This window comes from Pseudomonas sp. PS02303 (assembly GCF_029959925.1).
Taxonomy (GTDB): Bacteria; Pseudomonadota; Gammaproteobacteria; order Pseudomonadales; family Pseudomonadaceae; genus Aquipseudomonas; species Aquipseudomonas mandelii.
The window spans coordinates 1-16,464 of sequence record NZ_JASCOM010000132.1; the positions used below are offsets into that span (position 1 = coordinate 1).

Annotated in this window: 12 protein-coding genes and 1 pseudogene; 9 read left to right on the forward strand and 4 right to left on the reverse strand. The window is 61.1% G+C overall.

Annotated features, from left to right (window positions below):
- Positions 1-174 precede the first annotated feature (174 nt).
- From QMX98_RS23005 to nagE, 7 genes are all read left to right on the forward strand, one after another.
- The gene (locus QMX98_RS23005) at positions 175-726 is read left to right on the forward strand and encodes an NUDIX hydrolase (RefSeq protein ID WP_010463029.1); all 552 of its coding nucleotides are present in this window, start codon (positions 175-177) and stop codon (positions 724-726) included.
- Between the two features lie 64 nt (positions 727-790).
- Positions 791-1,294, forward strand: a complete 504-nt coding sequence (locus QMX98_RS23010) for a L,D-transpeptidase family protein (RefSeq protein WP_083374948.1) — start codon at positions 791-793, stop codon at positions 1,292-1,294.
- Positions 1,295-1,731: 437 nt separating this feature from the next.
- The gene (locus QMX98_RS23015) at positions 1,732-2,472 is read left to right on the forward strand and encodes a GntR family transcriptional regulator (protein WP_282411428.1); all 741 of its coding nucleotides are present in this window, start codon (positions 1,732-1,734) and stop codon (positions 2,470-2,472) included.
- Positions 2,473-2,503: 31 nt separating this feature from the next.
- Positions 2,504-3,610 carry an N-acetylglucosamine-6-phosphate deacetylase gene (nagA, locus tag QMX98_RS23020; protein ID WP_282411425.1) on the forward strand — a complete coding sequence of 369 codons (1,107 nt, stop codon included), beginning with the start codon at positions 2,504-2,506 and terminating at the stop codon, positions 3,608-3,610.
- Complete coding sequence (locus QMX98_RS23025; protein WP_102595434.1) at positions 3,591-4,613, forward strand: SIS domain-containing protein; 1,023 nt, start codon at positions 3,591-3,593, stop codon at positions 4,611-4,613. Before nagA ends, QMX98_RS23025 begins: the two co-directional genes overlap by 20 nt.
- A gap of 35 nt (positions 4,614-4,648) precedes the next feature.
- Entirely contained in the window at positions 4,649-7,165 is a 2,517-nt protein-coding gene (gene ptsP / locus QMX98_RS23030; RefSeq protein WP_282411426.1) for a phosphoenolpyruvate--protein phosphotransferase, read from the forward strand.
- Between the two features lie 46 nt (positions 7,166-7,211).
- Positions 7,212-8,927, forward strand: a complete 1,716-nt coding sequence (gene nagE, locus QMX98_RS23035) for an N-acetylglucosamine-specific PTS transporter subunit IIBC (protein WP_221108350.1) — start codon at positions 7,212-7,214, stop codon at positions 8,925-8,927.
- A gap of 87 nt (positions 8,928-9,014) precedes the next feature.
- Here the strand turns inward: nagE and QMX98_RS23040 are convergent, their stop codons facing one another.
- Positions 9,015-9,305, reverse strand: a complete 291-nt coding sequence (locus QMX98_RS23040; RefSeq protein ID WP_221108348.1) for a hypothetical protein — start codon at positions 9,303-9,305, stop codon at positions 9,015-9,017.
- A 118-nt stretch (positions 9,306-9,423) separates the two neighbouring features.
- Here QMX98_RS23040 and QMX98_RS23045 point away from each other — a divergent pair.
- Positions 9,424-9,997 (forward strand): annotated as a pseudogene (locus tag QMX98_RS23045) (transposase); the annotation flags it as partial.
- Here QMX98_RS23045 and QMX98_RS23050 read toward each other — a convergent pair.
- The 3 genes from QMX98_RS23050 to purL all read right to left on the reverse strand — a co-directional run bounded on the left by QMX98_RS23050 (position 9,906) and on the right by purL (position 14,630).
- Positions 9,906-10,229, reverse strand: coding sequence for a hypothetical protein (locus QMX98_RS23050; protein WP_282411429.1), 324 nt, complete (start codon positions 10,227-10,229; stop codon positions 9,906-9,908). The pseudogene QMX98_RS23045 and the gene QMX98_RS23050 sit on opposite strands and share 92 nt — an antisense overlap.
- Positions 10,230-10,416: 187 nt before the next feature.
- The gene (locus QMX98_RS23055) at positions 10,417-10,728 is read right to left on the reverse strand and encodes a YqfO family protein (protein WP_102595436.1); all 312 of its coding nucleotides are present in this window, start codon (positions 10,726-10,728) and stop codon (positions 10,417-10,419) included.
- A 5-nt stretch (positions 10,729-10,733) separates the two neighbouring features.
- Complete coding sequence (gene purL / locus QMX98_RS23060) at positions 10,734-14,630, reverse strand: phosphoribosylformylglycinamidine synthase (protein WP_282411427.1); 3,897 nt, start codon at positions 14,628-14,630, stop codon at positions 10,734-10,736.
- Positions 14,631-14,904: 274 nt separating this feature from the next.
- On the opposite strand from purL, the gene mltF reads away from it, so the two are divergent.
- Entirely contained in the window at positions 14,905-16,365 is a 1,461-nt protein-coding gene (gene mltF, locus QMX98_RS23065) for a membrane-bound lytic murein transglycosylase MltF (RefSeq protein WP_010463047.1), read from the forward strand.
- Positions 16,366-16,464 lie beyond the last annotated feature (99 nt).

The following is a 16,464-nucleotide window of genomic DNA, read 5'->3' on the forward strand; positions in this document are numbered from 1 at the left end:
GACGAACCGCGTTGCGCGCCAACGCAGTTCGTCAGCAAACGTCAACAGACCCTATGCATCATGCACCAATCGAACCGGCCGCCCAACCCCATAACCACTGCATGTCGCTAAACGACAACTTGCCGACAGACACCGCCGCACGCCAAGATAGGCGCAGCATTCAGGAACCCCAGCATGAAATTTTGCAGTCAGTGCGGTAACCCGGTCACCCAACGCATTCCCGAAGGCGACTCGCGCCTGCGTTTTGTCTGTGACAGCTGTCAGGCGATTCACTATCAGAACCCCAATATCGTCGCCGGCTGCGTGGCGACCTGGGGCTCGAAAGTGTTGCTGTGCCGACGCGCCATCGAGCCTCGGCTCGGTTACTGGACCCTGCCCGCCGGTTTCATGGAAAACGGTGAAACCATCGAGCAGGCGGCCATTCGCGAGACCGCCGAGGAAGCCTGTGCGCGGGTGCGCAACCTGAGCATCTATACGTTGATCGACGTGCCGCACATCAGTCAGGTGCATGTGTTCTTTCGCGCGGAGCTGGTGGACCCGGATTTTTCTGCCGGCCCCGAAAGCCTGGAAGTGCAGCTTTTCGACGAAGCCGACATCCCGTGGTCCGAGTTGGCTTTCCGCACGGTGGGCCGTACTTTAGAATGCTTCTTCGCTGACCGGCGGACCGAGGTCTACCCCGTGCGGTCCGAGTCGATCCCGCCGCTTGCTCAGCCTGCCATCACCTAAAGCTCCTGGCTCCAGAATCACCTATAACTAAATAGTCGCGACACCTTTCAGGGATATCGTTTCAATGCGCTGGTTGCTTGCCGTGGTTTGCTTGTCGTTCGTCACTCTGTCACAGGCTTCCGTTGCGGAAACCCTGAACGGCAAAGTCATCGAAAAAGTTTTGGTGCTCAAATCCGCCCACCAATTGCAATTGATCAATGACGGCAAGCCGCTCAAGACCTACCGCATTTCCCTGGGCAGAAATCCGAAAGGCCAAAAGCTGATGGAAGGCGATAGACGTACGCCTGAAGGTTTTTACTGGCTGGACTGGCGCAAGGTCAGCGATAAATTCAATCTGTCGATGCACATCTCCTACCCCAACATCAGCGACGCTGCCCGCGCCCGGCGTGAAGGCGTCGATCCGGGTAGCATGATCATGATCCATGGCACACCAGATACCGAAGAAAACCCGGAAGACCTGTTCCACACCCTGGACTGGACCGACGGCTGCATTGCCATGCGCAACATGGACATGCGTGAGGTCTGGGGCCTGGTGCCGGATGGCACGATGATCGAGATTCGGCCGTAACCCCCTTTACCTGTGGCGAGGGAGCTTGCTCCCGCTGGGCTGCGAAGCGGCCCCAAAAAATGACCTGACACCGCATTCGCTGATTTCAGGACTGCTTCGCAGCCCAACGGGAGCAAGCTCCCTCGCCACAAAAGCACCGAGTCCTTCTTCTTAGCGCTACCTTCGGTCGCTCCTCGAAAAATAAATTCAAAAGATCGCAGCCTGCAGTAATGACTGCCGGGAAGATACCAATCTCCCCGGCAAGCGTTACCCCAGGCTGCGATCTTTGCGCTCAAAACCCCCACCTCTAATACCACTTGATACCAAACCCCATTTCCCGCACTCCACAGGGCCGCCTTTCCCACGCCAACGGCAAAGTACTGGCATTGACATGGTATTCAAGTGGTATTAATTTTCGGCCATTCGCGGAACACAACACTCCAATATCCGCATCGGACATCCCTGACATGAATGACCTCCAGGCCCTACGCCCTGACGACACCCAGCCCACGCCCCTCTACCTGCAACTGGCGCGCAATCTGGAAGCGGCGATCCATGCCGGGCAGTGGAAAGCCGAGCAGGTCATGCCTTCGGAGCGCAACCTCAGCGAGCTGCTAGGCATCTCCCGCGTCACCGCCCGCAAGGCACTGGAAGTCTTGTTCGAACAGGGTCTGATCCGCCGCAACCAAGGCTCCGGCACGTTCATCACGCCGCGCCTGGAACAACCGCTGTCGCGCCTCTCGGGTTTCAGCGAGATGCTGCGCCTCAAGGGCTTCGTTCCCGGCTCGCAATGGCTGGAACGCGAGATCACCCCGCCGACCCACGAAGAACTGATCCGCCTCGGCCTCTCGCCCAACGACAAGGTCGCGCGGCTCAAACGTCTGCGCAAAGCCGACGACACGGTGATGGCGATCGAGATGAGCACCCTGCCCGCCTCGATCATTCCCAAGCCGCAAGCGGTGGGTGATTCGCTCTACGAATACCTCGACGGCATCGGCAAACCGATCGTCCGCGCCTTGCAGCACATCCAGGCGATCAACGCCTCGGACGAATTCGCCGCCCTCGTCGGCATCGCCCCCGGCACCGCCATGCTGCTGATGACCCGGGTCGGCTACCTGGAAGACAACACGCCAATCGAAGTCACCGACACCTACTGCCGCAACGACTACTACGACTTTGTTGCAGAGCTTCGTCGATAACCCGCTTCGCCGCTAAAACCGAGAACCGATCATGTCCGAAGACAACATCCTCACCGCCCACGGCTGGGTTCGCGGCCGGCTGATTCACGAACACGGCAAGATCGTGTCCATCGAAGGCGTGCCGTGCGATCCGGCTGACAACGACTTGTCCTATCTGCTGCCCGGCTTCATCGACCTGCACGTCCATGGCGGCGGCGGCAAAGACATCATGGAAGGCGCAACCGCCTTCGAAACCATCAGCAAGACCCACGTGCGTTTCGGCACCACGTCGCTGCTGGCGACCACCATGACGGCGCCGCCGGAGGAGATTTCCAGCGTGCTCAAAGCCGTCGGCGAGTTCTGCGAGCAGCGGCCGGAAGGCTGCGCCCGGGTGCTCGGCGTGCACCTGGAAGGCCCGTACATCAACCCCGGCAAACTCGGCGCCCAGCCGAACTTTGCCCACACCGCGCTGATGGCCGAAGTCGAGGACTACCTCACGCTGGCACCGATCCGCGTGATCACCATCGCCCCGGAAATCGCTGGCCACGATGCCTTGATCCGCACCCTCAGTGCGCGTGGCATTCGCATGCAGATCGGTCACACGCTTGGCAGTTACGAGGAAGGCGTCGCCGCGCTCGCGGCCGGCGCCAGCAGTTTCACTCACCTCTACAACGCCATGAGCCCGTTGCATCACCGCGAGCCGGGCATCGTCGGCGCGGCGCTGGCCCACGCCAAATACGCGGAGCTGATCCCGGATTTGCTGCACGTGCACCCCGGCGCCATGCGGGTCGCCCTGCGCGCGATCCCGTGCCTGTATTGCGTCACCGATTCCACCGCCGCCGCCGGCATGCCGGACGGCGAATACAAGCTCGGCAGCCACACGGTCACCAAGTGCCTGGGCGGCGTGCGTTTGCCCGACGGCACCCTGGCCGGCAGCACGCTGACCATGGATCAGGCCCTGCGCAATCTGGTGAAAATAGGTCTGCCGATCGCCGAGGCGTCGCAACGTCTTTCGCAATTCCCCGCCGATTACCTCGGCCTCGAAGAACGCGGCCGCCTGCAACCCGGCAGCTGGGCCGACTGCGTGCGACTGGATCGCTCACTCACACTCACCGCCGTCATGGTCGAAGGAGAAGACATTGACTTCAAAAATGCTTGAAGAGGCGCTGTCCTCGTTCGAGGCCGTGCAAGCCCAACTGCAGCAACTCGACCCGCAGATGATCGAGATCGCCGGGCGCCTGCGCCGTCAGCCGCCGCAAGTCGTGATGACCGTCGCTCGCGGCAGTTCAGATCATGCCGCCAGTTACTTCGCCTACCTGACCATGCAGCAACTGGGCTACCCGGTGGCGTCGCTGCCGATGTCGGTGGTGACCATGCTGCAAGCACCATTGAAGGTCAGCGGCCAAGTGGCGTTCGCGTTCTCGCAGTCGGGGCAAAGTCCGGATCTGGTGAACAGCCTGCGCCTGTTACGCAAACGCGGGGCCCTGAGCATTGCCCTGGTCAACGCCGAAAGCTCGCCGCTGGAAGCCGCGTGCGAATTCAGCCTGCCGCTGTGCGCGGGAACAGAAAGCAGCGTTGCCGCCACCAAGAGTTTCATCGCCACCCTCAGCGCCAGCGCCCGTTTGATCGCTCACTGGAAAGAAGACGTGGAATTGCTCGAAGCCGGCAACGCCTTGCCGGAAGGTCTGCGCGAGGCGGCGCAACAGGATTGGAGCCTGGCCATCGACGCCCTGCGCGATTGCCAACGCTTGATGGTAATCGGCCGCGGTGCCGGTTTTGCCATCGCTCAGGAAGCAGCCCTCAAGTTCAAGGAAACCTCGGCGATTCAAGCCGAAGCCTTCAGCAGCGCCGAAGTGCGTCACGGCCCGATGGCATTGATCGACGAGAATTATCCCTTGCTGATCTTCGCTCCACGGGGTGCCGAGCAGGCCGGTTTGCTGAGCCTTGCTGCCGACATGCGCCAGCGCGGCGCTCGCGTTCTGCTGGCGGCACCAGATGACATTGCCGAACGTGACCTCACGCTGACCCGCGCCGAACACCCGGCCCTGGACCCGATTCTGGCGATCCAGAGTTTCTACGTCATGGCCGCCGGTTTGGCCGTGGCCCGCGGCATGGACCCGGACCAGCCGCGGCATTTGAGCAAAGTGACGCGCACGCACTAAGTCCGCCCCGAACGATTTCCTGATGAGACCGAGCCATGCATAACAACAATAAAGAGCTGACCCTCAGCGCCCCGCTCAGCGGTCCGGTGCTCACGCTCGCCAAAGTCCCGGACCCGGTGTTCGCCAGCGGCGCGATGGGCGACGGTATCGCGATCGATCCACTGAACGACACCCTTCACGCCCCCTGCGCCGGCGTCGTGTTGCACGTAGCCCGTAGCGGTCACGCCGTCACCTTGCGTGCCGACAACGGTGCCGAATTGCTCCTGCACCTGGGCCTCGACACCGTCGAGTTGCAGGGCGAAGGCTTCTCGATGCTGGTCAAGGAAGGCGCCCGCGTCAGCAATGGCCAACCGTTGCTGCGCTATGACCTGGACAAGGTCGCGCAGCAGTGCAAAAGCCTGGTCAGCCTGATGATCCTGACCAACAGCCAGGAGTTTCAGGCGCGGCCCATCACGCTGAAATCGGTCAAAGTCGGCGACCCGCTGCTGCACATCATTCGCCGGGCGCCGCCGGGCGCCCAGGCAGAGGCGGACCTTTCGGCTGAAGCGCATTTCGGCCACGTGCGCATCGCTCATCGTGGCGGTCTGCATGCTCGCCCTGCGGCGCTGATTCGTCAGACCGCACAAGGGTTCAAGAGCAAATCGCAGCTGCATTTCGCTGGTAAATCGGCGACCTGCGACAGCTTGATCGGGCTCATGAGCCTGGCCGTCGGCGAGCAGGATGAGGTTCAGGTCAGCTGCCAGGGCCCGGACGCCGAGGCGGCATTGCAAGCGTTGCTGATCGCCTTGTCCACGGCGTTGGCCGAAGACAGCCATGCCGCTGCGCCTGCGCCGATCACCCGACGCACTCGGACTGCCGAAGCGGGTGTGCTGCACGGCGTTTGCGCCGCGCCCGGTCTGGTCGGTGGACCGTTGTTTCGCTTGAATACCATCAGCCTGCCGGTGGATGCCGGCCACCACGCTCCCGAGCCACAGCTGCACGCCCTCGATACCGCATTGACCGTCGTGCGCGGCGAAATCGAGCACACCCTGGCTCAGGCCAGGAAACACAAAAACACTGACGAAGAAGCGATTTTCACCGCGCACCTCGCCTTGCTCGAAGACCCGGCGCTGCTGGACGCGGCCAACGCCTGCATCGCTCAAGGCATGGCCGCGACGCACGCCTGGAGCCAGTCGATCGACGTGCAGTGCGACGTCCTTCAACAACTCGGCAGCGCGTTGCTGGCCGAACGCGCCAACGATCTGCGCGATCTCAAGCAGCGGGTGCTGCGCGCCTTGCTCGGCGAAGCCTGGCACTACGACGTGCCGGCCGGCGCCATCGTCGCCGCCCATGAGCTGACGCCGTCGGACTTGCTGCAACTGAGCGAGCAAGGGGTCGCCGGGTTGTGCATGGCCGAGGGCGGCGCGACGTCCCACGTCGCGATTCTGGCGCGGGGTAAAGGTTTGCCGTGCCTGGTGGCGCTGGGTTCGGCGCTGCTGGATCAGGCGCAAGGCCAGGCGGTGGTGCTGGATGCCGACGGTGGTCGGCTCGAATGGGCGCCGACGGCCGAACGCCTGGCCGACGTGCATCAGGCGCAACGCGATCATCAGCAACGCCGTGCGCTTCAACAATCGCAGGCTCATACCCCGGCACTGACACGCGATGGCGTGCACATCGAAATCGCCGCCAATGTCGCGTCCAGCGCAGAAGCGGCCGATGCGCTGGCCAACGGCGCCGATGGCGTCGGTCTGCTGCGCACCGAGTTTCTGTTTGTCGACCGCAACACCGCGCCGGACGAACAGGAGCAACGCCTCGCCTATCAAGCCGTGCTCGACGCCATGGGTGACAAGTCGGTGATCATCCGTACCATCGACGTTGGCGGCGACAAGCAACTCGACTACCTGCCATTGCCGGTCGAAGCCAATCCGGTGCTCGGCTTGCGCGGCATTCGCCTGGCTCAGGTGCGGCCGGAATTGCTCGATCAGCAACTGCGCGCACTGTTGCACGTCAGCCCGCTGTCGCGCTGCCGGATCCTGTTGCCGATGGTGACCGAGGTCGATGAGTTGCTGCACATCCGCCAGCGCCTCGATGCGTTGTGCCTTGAACTCGGGGTAAATGAACGCCCGGAACTGGGGGTGATGATCGAAGTCCCGGCCGCTGCGCTGCTGGCCGAGCAACTTGCAGAGCATGCGGACTTCCTGTCCATCGGCACCAACGATTTGTCGCAGTACACCCTGGCGATGGACCGCGACCACGCCGGCCTCGCCTCGCGCGTCGACGCCATGCACCCGGCCCTGCTGCGGCTGATCGCCCAGACCTGCGCCGGCGCGGCGGTGCATAACCGTTGGGTCGGCGTCTGCGGCGCACTCGCGTCCGATCCGCTGGCCACGCCGGTCCTGATCGGCCTGGGCGTCAGCGAGCTGTCGGTCAGCCCGGTGCAGATCGGTGAAATCAAGGATCGCGTGCGCCACCTCGACGCCGCGCAATGCCGAAGCGTCAGCCACGACCTGCTCAAGCTGAGCAGCGCCGGGGCGGTGCGTCACGCCTGTCACCAGCAATGGCCTCTGAGCTAAACAACTACAACACCTCTCAAACAAAAAGAGCACAGGGAGCACCGCCATGTACCAATATTTCATCGAGGGCCTGCAACGTCTCGGCCGCGCGTTGATGCTGCCGATCGCAATCCTGCCGATTGCCGGCCTGTTGCTGCGTCTGGGCGACACCGACCTGCTGAACATCGCCATCATCCATGACGCCGGCCAGGTGATCTTCGCCAACCTGGCGATGATCTTCGCCATCGGCATCGCGGTCGGTTTCGCCAAGGACAACAACGGCACCGCAGGCCTCGCCGGGGTGATTGGTTACCTGGTGATGATCTCCACGCTCAAGGTGTTGGATGCGAGCATCAACATGGGCATGCTCGCCGGGATCGTCAGCGGCTTGATGGCCGGCGCGCTGTACAACCGCTTCAAGGACATCAAGCTGCCGGAGTACCTGGCGTTCTTCGGCGGACGGCGCTTCGTGCCGATTGTCACCGGCTTCGCCGCCGTCGGTCTGGGCGTGATTTTCGGTTTGATCTGGCCGCCGATCCAGCACGGCATCAACGGTTTCGGCGCACTGATGATGGAGAGCGGCAGCATCGGCGCCTTCGTCTTCGGCGTGTTCAACCGGTTGCTGATCGTCACTGGCCTGCACCACATCCTCAACAACATGGCGTGGTTCGTCTTCGGCAACTTCACCGACCCGACCACGGGTGCCATGGTCACCGGCGACCTGTCGCGCTACTTCGCCGGTGATCCGAAGGGCGGCCAATTCATGACCGGCATGTTCCCGGTGATGATCTTCGGCCTGCCCGCCGCCTGCCTGGCGATGTACCGCAACGCCCTGCCGGAACGCCGCAAAGTCATGGGCGGGATCTTCCTGTCGATGGCGCTGACTTCCTTCCTGACCGGCGTCACCGAACCCATCGAATTTGCGTTCATGTTCCTCGCACCGTTTCTGTTTTTGCTCCATGCGCTGCTGACGGGGTTGTCGATGGCGATCACCAATGCGCTGAACATCCACCTGGGTTTCACCTTCTCGGGCGGCTTCATCGACATGGTGCTCGGCTGGGGGAAATCCACCAACGGCTGGTTAGTGGTGCCGGTAGGCTTGGCGTATGCGGTGGTCTATTACGGGGTGTTTGATTTCTGCATTCGCCGCTTCAACCTCAAGACGCCAGGGCGTGAAGAGGTGCCGACCGGTGACAAGGTTGTGGTCACCGAGAATGAACGAGCCGGGGCATACATCAAGGCACTGGGCGGGGCACAGAATCTGATCACCGTCGGGGCATGTACCACGCGGTTGCGGCTGGACATGGTGGATCGCAACAAGGCCAACGATGCGGAGTTAAAGGCGCTGGGGGCGATGGCGGTCGTGCGTCCCGGCAAGGGCGGGAGCTTGCAGGTGGTGGTTGGGCCGATGGCGGACAGCATTGCCGATGAGATTCGTCTGGCGATGCCGGCGCTGGGTCGTGCGCTGGTGTCCTCTCCTCCCGCGGTGATCGATGCACCGAAACCTGCGGCGGTGGCAAATGCAGAAGCGCAGCAATGGCTGGATGCCTTGGGCGGTGGGGACAACGTGCTGCAGATGGATTGCGTGGCCATGACCCGGATTCGACTGCACCTGGCGGATGGCAAAGCGTTGTCAGAGAGTGATTTGAAGGCGCTGGGTTGTCAGGGAGTCAGTCAGCTGGAAGGCGGCATCTGGCACCTGCTGGTTGGTGACAAGGCGCCGAGTTTGAGTGGGGCGCTGGAGACGTTGGTTAATCGTAATGAGGTGAGTGCCAAGGTTTAGATTGTTGGCGACTGAGAGTCCGTCTTCGCGAGCAGGCTCGCTCCCACATTGGATCTGTGTATATCGACCTAGTGCGGGAGCGATTTTTCAGGAGGCGTCGGTTACAAAAAGGATGCGCTCAAAAGAAGTCCCATCACCGCTGGTCGCCTTGAACTTATACGTCCCGACTTTCAGGTTTAAATTCACACTCCAATGACCGTCGCTGCCCCCCTTAAACCCAGCGAGTAAAACTTCTCCATTCTTCAAGTCGCCGGCTTGACCAACTCCGGTTTTCCCGAAAACAGACACCGTTTTTTTTGAAGTGCTTGCACCTTGCTCAAGTTCTTTACCCTCATCGTCGGTAACATTATAGATTGAAGGTGCAGTAGCCTTAGTCATGATGTAACTCCTTTTTACTGACTTGGATTGAAGTTCCATTAAGCCTAAGCCCACCATCCTCGGCTACTGTCAGAGTTGACAGGTACGCGCTCTAATCTGACCAACGGTCCATGCTTCTCCCATCCTGATTCCCAAGCACGAGCGCCGTTACACCGGATTCGACGACAAGATCATCGCCATGTATGCCCGCGGAATGACTGTCAGAGAGATCCGTGCGTTCCTTTCCGAACAGTACGGTACGGACGTTTCACCCGACTTCATCAGCTCAAACCGATCTATCCAGTCACCGCCGAAGCGGCCGAGCAGGCATTGGATGCGTTTGAAAGTGGGCCATGGGGCAAGCAATATGCGACGGTAGTGGCTGCTTGGCGCCGCGCTTGGGATCGCGTGATTCCATTTTTCGTTTTCCCGCCGGCGATCCGAAAAGTGATCTACACGACCAACGCCATTAAGAGCATCAACGTTCAACTGCGCAAGATCATCAAGACCCGAGGTCACTTCCCGACTGACGATGCGGCGACAAACTGATCTGGCTTGGGCTGCGCAATATCACAGCAAACTGGGGTTCAGCGGGGACTGCTCATCCGAGATGGGTGGTGGTTATTTCGTCGAAGGCAACATGGTTATCGTCCAGTTATTATCTGACTTCAGCCCATCCCTTCCAACGCGCGCGTAGAACACGTATTGCCTAGGCGCAAGTTGCACCATCAGTGGAACCATCCAACTTCCGTCCGCATTGGATGTTGTGCCGCCTACATGCAGATCCTGAGGGGTAGAAGAGTAAAAACAAAAAATATTAATGTCCTCGTCTGGTTGCAACGCCGTGCCATAAAAATTCGGGGCAGGGTTGCTAGTTTCGCCGCCATCCGGGATCTCGTGCGGAGGTTCATCATTCCCGGTAACCTTTGTAATTCTGAAAGCCATTTTGAATCCCTTCTATTCGACCAATTGAAGCGACATAACACGATAGCCCTGATCGTTTCGCTACTGTCATAGTTGACAGGTTCGGGCGATCTCCGACAAACGGTCACTCGATTTCGCCCCAAACTCCGAACAACAAAAAACCCGCTGAACGCTAATTCAGCGGGTTTCTCATTTCAGCAGCGGAAGATCAGAAATCCTCCAACCGCCACACTTCATAAGCCGGTGTCTCATAGGGGTGGCTGAGTTTCAGCGCAGCCACCACGGCCACGATCAACTCATCCGCCACCACCAGCTCAACCTTCCATTCCTCAACCTGCTCGACCTGCCCCGCTTCCCCGATAAACGGCTGACTGCCGTCCAAAGGCCGAAACTGGCCTAACCCAAGCACCTGCCACGCGCAATGATCATAAGCCCCGATCCGCCCGCCACCGGCAGCGAATACAGCGCTCTTGACCAACTCGACATGGCTGGCCGGAACAAAAAAGCTGAGCTTGTACACAGCCCTTAGTTCACCCAGACGCGCGCATTACGGAACATACGCATCCAAGGAGCGTCTTCGTTCCAGTCTTCCGAACGCCACGAATTCTGCACAGCGCGGAACACGCGTTCCGGGTGCGGCATCATGATCGTTACGCGACCGTCGCGGCTGGTCAAACCGGTGATCCCGCGCGGCGAGCCGTTCGGGTTGGCCGGGTAGTTTTCGGTGACCTTGCCGTGGTTGTCGACGAAACGCATCGCCACGCAACCCGACAGATCGGCTTCCAGCAACGCTTCTTCGCTGGCGAACTCGGCATGACCTTCACCGTGAGCGATGGCGATCGGCATGCGCGAACCGGCCATGCCTTGCAGGAAGATCGAGTTCGACTCCTGGACCTGAACCATCGCCACACGCGCTTCGAACTGCTCGGAGCGGTTGCGCACGAAGTGCGGCCAGAACTCGCTGCCCGGGATCAGCTCGTGCAGGTTGGACATCATCTGGCAACCGTTGCACACGCCGAGGGTGAAGCTGTCGTTGCGTTCGAAGAAGCCCTGGAACGCATCGCGAGCACGGCTGTTGAACAGCGCGGACTTGGCCCAGCCTTCACCGGCACCCAATACGTCGCCGTAGGAGAAACCGCCGCAAGCCACCAGACCCTTGAACTCGTTCAGGTCGACACGGCCGGCCAGAATGTCGCTCATGTGCACGTCGATCGCGTTGAAACCGGCGCGGTCGAACGCGGCCGCCATTTCCACCTGACCGTTGACGCCCTGCTCACGCAGCACGGCAACCTGTGGGCGGATGCCTTTCTTGATGTAAGGCGCGGCGACGTCCTGGTTGACGTCGTAGCTCAGCTTGACGCTCAGGCCCGGGTTGTCTTCTTCCAGCAGCACGTCGAACTCTTGCTCGGCGCAGTCGGCGTTATCACGCAGACGCTGGATCTGGTAGCTGGTTTCAGCCCACTGACGTTGCAGCAGACGACGCTGACCTTCGAACACGGTTTCGCCGTTGAAGGTGATGTTGATCTGGCCGTTGTTCATCGGCTGACCGATCACCGACACGCACTCGCCCAGACCGGCAGCGCTGAACTGCGCGAGGATGTCCGGCGTGGCGTCCTGGCGAACCTGGATCACGGCGCCCAGTTCTTCGTTGAACAGGATCGCGGCGATGTCGGCGGAGGTTTCAGCCAGACCGTCGAGGTTCAGGCTCAGGCCACAGTGACCGGCGAACGCCATTTCCACGGTGCTGGTCAGCAGACCACCGTCGGAACGGTCGTGGTAGGCCAGCAGGTGACCGTCGGCATTGAGGCCTTGGATCACGGCGAAGAAAGCTTTCAGGTCTTCGGCATCATCGACGTCCGGCGCTTGCGAACCGAGCTTGCCGTGAACCTGGGCCAGGATCGAGGCGCCCATGCGGTTCTGGCCACGGCCCAGGTCGATCAGGATCAGGTCGGTAGTGCCCTTGTCCATGCGCAGTTCCGGGGTCAGGGTCTGACGGATGTCAGCCACTGGCGCGAAACCGGTCACGATCAGGGACATCGGCGAGGTCACGGTCTTGTCGACGCCTTCGTCGTTCCAGCGCGTGGCCATGGACATGGAGTCCTTGCCCACCGGAATGGTAATGCCCAGGTCCGGGCACAACTCCATGCCAACCGCTTTCACGGTGTCGTACAGACGCGCGTCTTCACCCGGGTGACCGGCAGCGGACATCCAGTTCGCCGACAGTTTGATGTCGGAGATCTTGTTGATGCGCGAAGCGGCAATGTTGGTCAGGGTTTCGCCGATGGCCATGCGGCCCGACGCCGGAGCGTCCAGCAGTGCCAGCGGAGTACGCTCGCCCATGGCCATGGCTTCACCGGTGTAGACGTCGAAGCTGGTGGCGGTGACGGCAACGTCAGCCACCGGAACCTGCCACGGGCCAACCATCTGGTCACGGGCCACGAGGCCGGTGATGGTGCGGTCGCCGATGGTGATCAGGAAGCTTTTGCTCGCCACGGCCGGGTGATGCAGCACGCGCTCGACGCAGTCGGCAATGTCGAGGGTCGACGGATCGAAATCGTCGCCCAGTTCGTTTTCACGAACGGCCGAACGGTGCATGCGCGGGGCTTTGCCCAGTAGCACTTCCAGCGGCATGTCCACCGGGCTGTTGCCGAAGTGACTGTCGGTGACCGTCAGTTGCGGCTCAGCAGTCGCTTCGCCAACCACGGCGAACGGGCAACGCTCACGTTCGCAGATCGCCTGGAAGCGTTCGAAGTCGGCCGGGCCGACCGCCAGAACGTAGCGCTCCTGGGATTCGTTACTCCAGATTTCGTGCGGGGCCATGCCCGGCTCATCGTTTGGAATGTTGCGCAGTTCGAAGCGGCCACCACGGTCGCCATCGTTGACCAGTTCCGGGAAGGCGTTGGACAGACCACCCGCGCCGACGTCGTGGATGAAGCTGATCGGGTTTTTGTCGCCCAGTTGCCAGCAACGGTCGATGACTTCCTGGCAGCGACGTTCCATCTCAGGGTTTTCGCGCTGTACCGAAGCGAAGTCCAGGTCTGCCGAGCTGGTGCCGGTGGCCATGGAGGAAGCGGCGCCGCCGCCCAGGCCGATGAGCATTGCCGGGCCGCCGAGGACGATCAGCTTGGAGCCAACGCTGATCTCGCCTTTCTGTACGTGTTCGGCACGGATGTTACCCATGCCGCCGGCCAGCATGATCGGCTTGTGGTAACCGCGAACTTCGTCGCCACGCGGGGTGGTGATCGACTGTTCGAAGGTACGGAAGTAACCGGTCAGGGCTGGACGGCCGAATTCATTGTTGAACGCAGCGCCACCCAGTGGGCCTTCGATCATGATGTCCAGCGCAGTAACGATGCGCTCAGGCTTGCCATACGGCACTTCCCACGGCTGTTCAAAGCCCGGGATCTGCAAGTTGGAGACGGTGAAACCGGTCAGGCCGGCCTTTGGCTTGGCGCCACGACCGGTAGCACCTTCGTCGCGAATCTCCCCGCCACTGCCGGTGGACGCGCCCGGAAACGGGGCAATCGCGGTCGGGTGGTTGTGGGTTTCGACTTTCATCAAGATGTGCACCGGTTCCTGCACCGCACCGTACTGGCGGGTTTCAGGGTCCGGGAAGAAACGGCCGGCGACGTTACCGACGATCACCGAAGCGTTGTCCTTATAAGCCGACAGAACGCCTTCGCTGTGCATCACGTAGGTATTCTTGATCATGCCGAACAGGCTTTTTTCCTGGCTCTGACCGTCGATGTCCCAACTGGCGTTGAAGATCTTGTGACGGCAGTGCTCGGAGTTCGCCTGGGCGAACATCATCAGTTCGATGTCGTGAGGATTGCGCTTCAAGCCGACGAAGGCGTTGACCAGGTAGTCGATCTCGTCTTCGGCCAGGGCCAGGCCCAGCTCGGTGTTGGCTTTTTCCAGCGCGGCGCGGCCGCCACCCAGCACGTCGATCGCGGTCAGCGGTTTCGGCTCGGCGTGGCTGAACAGGCCGGCGGCTTGTTCGAGGTTGCCCAACACGATTTGAGTCATGCGGTCGTGCAGACCGTCCGCAATCAGTTGCGCGTCGGCGTCACTGAACTGACCGGCCACATAAAACGCGATGCCGCGTTCCAGGCGCTGGATCTTGCTCAGGCCGCAGTTGCGAGCGATGTCGCTGGCCTTGCTGGACCATGGCGAGATGGTGCCGAAACGTGGCAACACCAGGAACAGACGACCGGTCGGCTCTTGTACCGGAACACTTGGGCCGTACTTCAGAAGGCGCGCGAGCACCTGCTGTTCGTCGCCGGTCAGGACGCCGGTGACTTCGGCGAAGTGAGCGAATTCAGCATACAAGCCGCTGACAGCCGGGACCTTCTGGCTCAGTTGCTCAAGGAGTTTGCTGTGGCGAAAGGCAGAAAGGGCAGGAGCGCCGCGCAGGATCAACATCTTCGGGACAGCCTCGGGAAGGGGTGTGCTTTGAGGCCGTGCATTCTAGCCTAAACCGCCCGCGACATCACCCGAAACGGTGCGCGCGGGTGCACCCGAACGTCGGGCCGGGCATTTGGACCTTAAACAGCGGTTCGCCGAGGGTTATTTTTTATGTCACAAATTACCGTTCGGGCCCATTCCTGCGGGCTCCAAGCGGGTTTTACGCTGCCTAGCAGACAAGCCCTTCGCTGTCGAGATATGGCGCTCGTGGTCCTTTGCGTATACTGCGCAGATGTTTTCCCCAACGGCTTTGCGTCCGCGGTTCGCCAAATGGCTGATCGCAACCGGACTCTTCCTGATGCTCAGTGGCTGTGTTGATAAACCCAACACGCTGGAGCGCGTAAAGGAGGATGGTGTGCTGCGGGTGGTTACCCGAAACAGCCCCGCCACCTACTTTCAGGATCGCAACGGTGAAACCGGCTTCGAATACGAGCTGGTGAAGCGCTTCGCCGACGATCTGGGGGTGGAACTCAAGATCGAGACCGCCGACAACCTCGACGACCTGTTCAATCAGGTGGGCAAGCCTAACGGCCCGGTGCTGGCTGCTGCCGGTCTGGTCAGCAGCGAGAAACGCAAACAACAGGTGCGGTTTTCCCACTCCTATCTCGAAGTCACCCCACAGGTCATCTACCGCAACGGCCAATCGCGGCCGACCGATGCTGGCGACCTGGTCGGCAAGAAGATCATGGTGCTCAAGGGCAGCACCCACGCCGAGCAATTGGCGGAGCTGAAAAAGAAATACCCCGGCATTGAATACGAAGAGTCCGACGCCGTTGAAGTCGTCGACTTGCTGCGGATGGTCGATGAAGATCAGATCGACCTGACCCTGGTCGATTCAAACGAAGTCGCGATGAACCAGGTCTACTTCCCCAACGTGCGAGTAGCCTTCGACCTCGGTGACTCCAGCAACCAGAGCTGGGCGGTGGCCGCTGGCGACGACAACAGCTTGCTCAACGAGATCAATGCCTACCTCGACAAGGTGAAGAAAAACGGCACCTTGCAACGTCTGAAGGACCGCTATTACGGGCACGTCGACGTACTGGGTTACGTGGGCGCCACCACCTTCGCACAACACTTGCAGCAACGCCTGCCCAAGTACGAGCAACACTTCAAGGCCTACGCCAAGAAAGAGAAAGTCGACTGGCGCCTGTTGGCGGCCGTCGGTTATCAGGAGTCGTTATGGCAAGCCGCGGTCACGTCCAAGACCGGCGTTCGCGGGCTGATGATGCTGACCCAGAACACCGCGCAGGCCATGGGCGTATCCAATCGCCTCGACCCCAAGCAAAGCATCATGGGCGGTGCCAAATACCTGGCCTACATGAAGGATCAGCTGGACGAATCGATCCAGGAGCCGGATCGCACCTGGTTTGCACTGGCGGCCTATAACGTCGGCAGCGGCCATCTGGATGACGCGCGCAAACTGGCGGCGAAAGAAGGCCTGAACCCGGACAAGTGGCTGGACGTGAAGAAGATCCTGCCGCGCCTGTCAGAGAAGAAGTGGTACAGCAAGACGCGTTATGGCTACGCCCGGGGCGGCGAGCCGGTGCACTTCGTGGCGAACATCCGTCGTTACTACGACATCCTGACGTGGGTCACGCAGCCTCAGCTTGAAGGCAATCAGGTGGCTGAAGGCAACCTGCATGTGCCGGGGGTCGACAAGACCAAGCCGAATCAGGAAACCCCGCAGCTTTAAATCTGGGTTGCTTTTGAGGACGCCTTCGCGGGCAAGCCTCGCTCCTACAGGGCCGTGTTGTGCCGCAACTTTGCATACGACACCGGCCCTGTAGGAGCG

Bases quoted from the DNA above. Each gene is read 5' to 3' on its own strand.
- QMX98_RS23005 (WP_010463029.1), top strand. From the start codon at position 175: ATGAAATTTTGCAGTCAGTGCGGTAACCCGGTCACCCAACGCATTCCC.
- QMX98_RS23010 (WP_083374948.1), top strand. From the start codon at position 791: ATGCGCTGGTTGCTTGCCGTGGTTTGCTTGTCGTTCGTCACTCTGTCA.
- nagA (WP_282411425.1), top strand. From the start codon at position 2,504: ATGTCCGAAGACAACATCCTCACCGCCCACGGCTGGGTTCGCGGCCGG.
- ptsP (WP_282411426.1), top strand. From the start codon at position 4,649: ATGCATAACAACAATAAAGAGCTGACCCTCAGCGCCCCGCTCAGCGGT.
- nagE (WP_221108350.1), top strand. From the start codon at position 7,212: ATGTACCAATATTTCATCGAGGGCCTGCAACGTCTCGGCCGCGCGTTG.
- QMX98_RS23040 (WP_221108348.1), bottom strand. From the start codon at position 9,305: ATGACTAAGGCTACTGCACCTTCAATCTATAATGTTACCGACGATGAG.
- QMX98_RS23050 (WP_282411429.1), bottom strand. From the start codon at position 10,229: ATGGCTTTCAGAATTACAAAGGTTACCGGGAATGATGAACCTCCGCAC.
- purL (WP_282411427.1), bottom strand. From the start codon at position 14,630: ATGTTGATCCTGCGCGGCGCTCCTGCCCTTTCTGCCTTTCGCCACAGC.
- mltF (WP_010463047.1), top strand. From the start codon at position 14,905: ATGTTTTCCCCAACGGCTTTGCGTCCGCGGTTCGCCAAATGGCTGATC.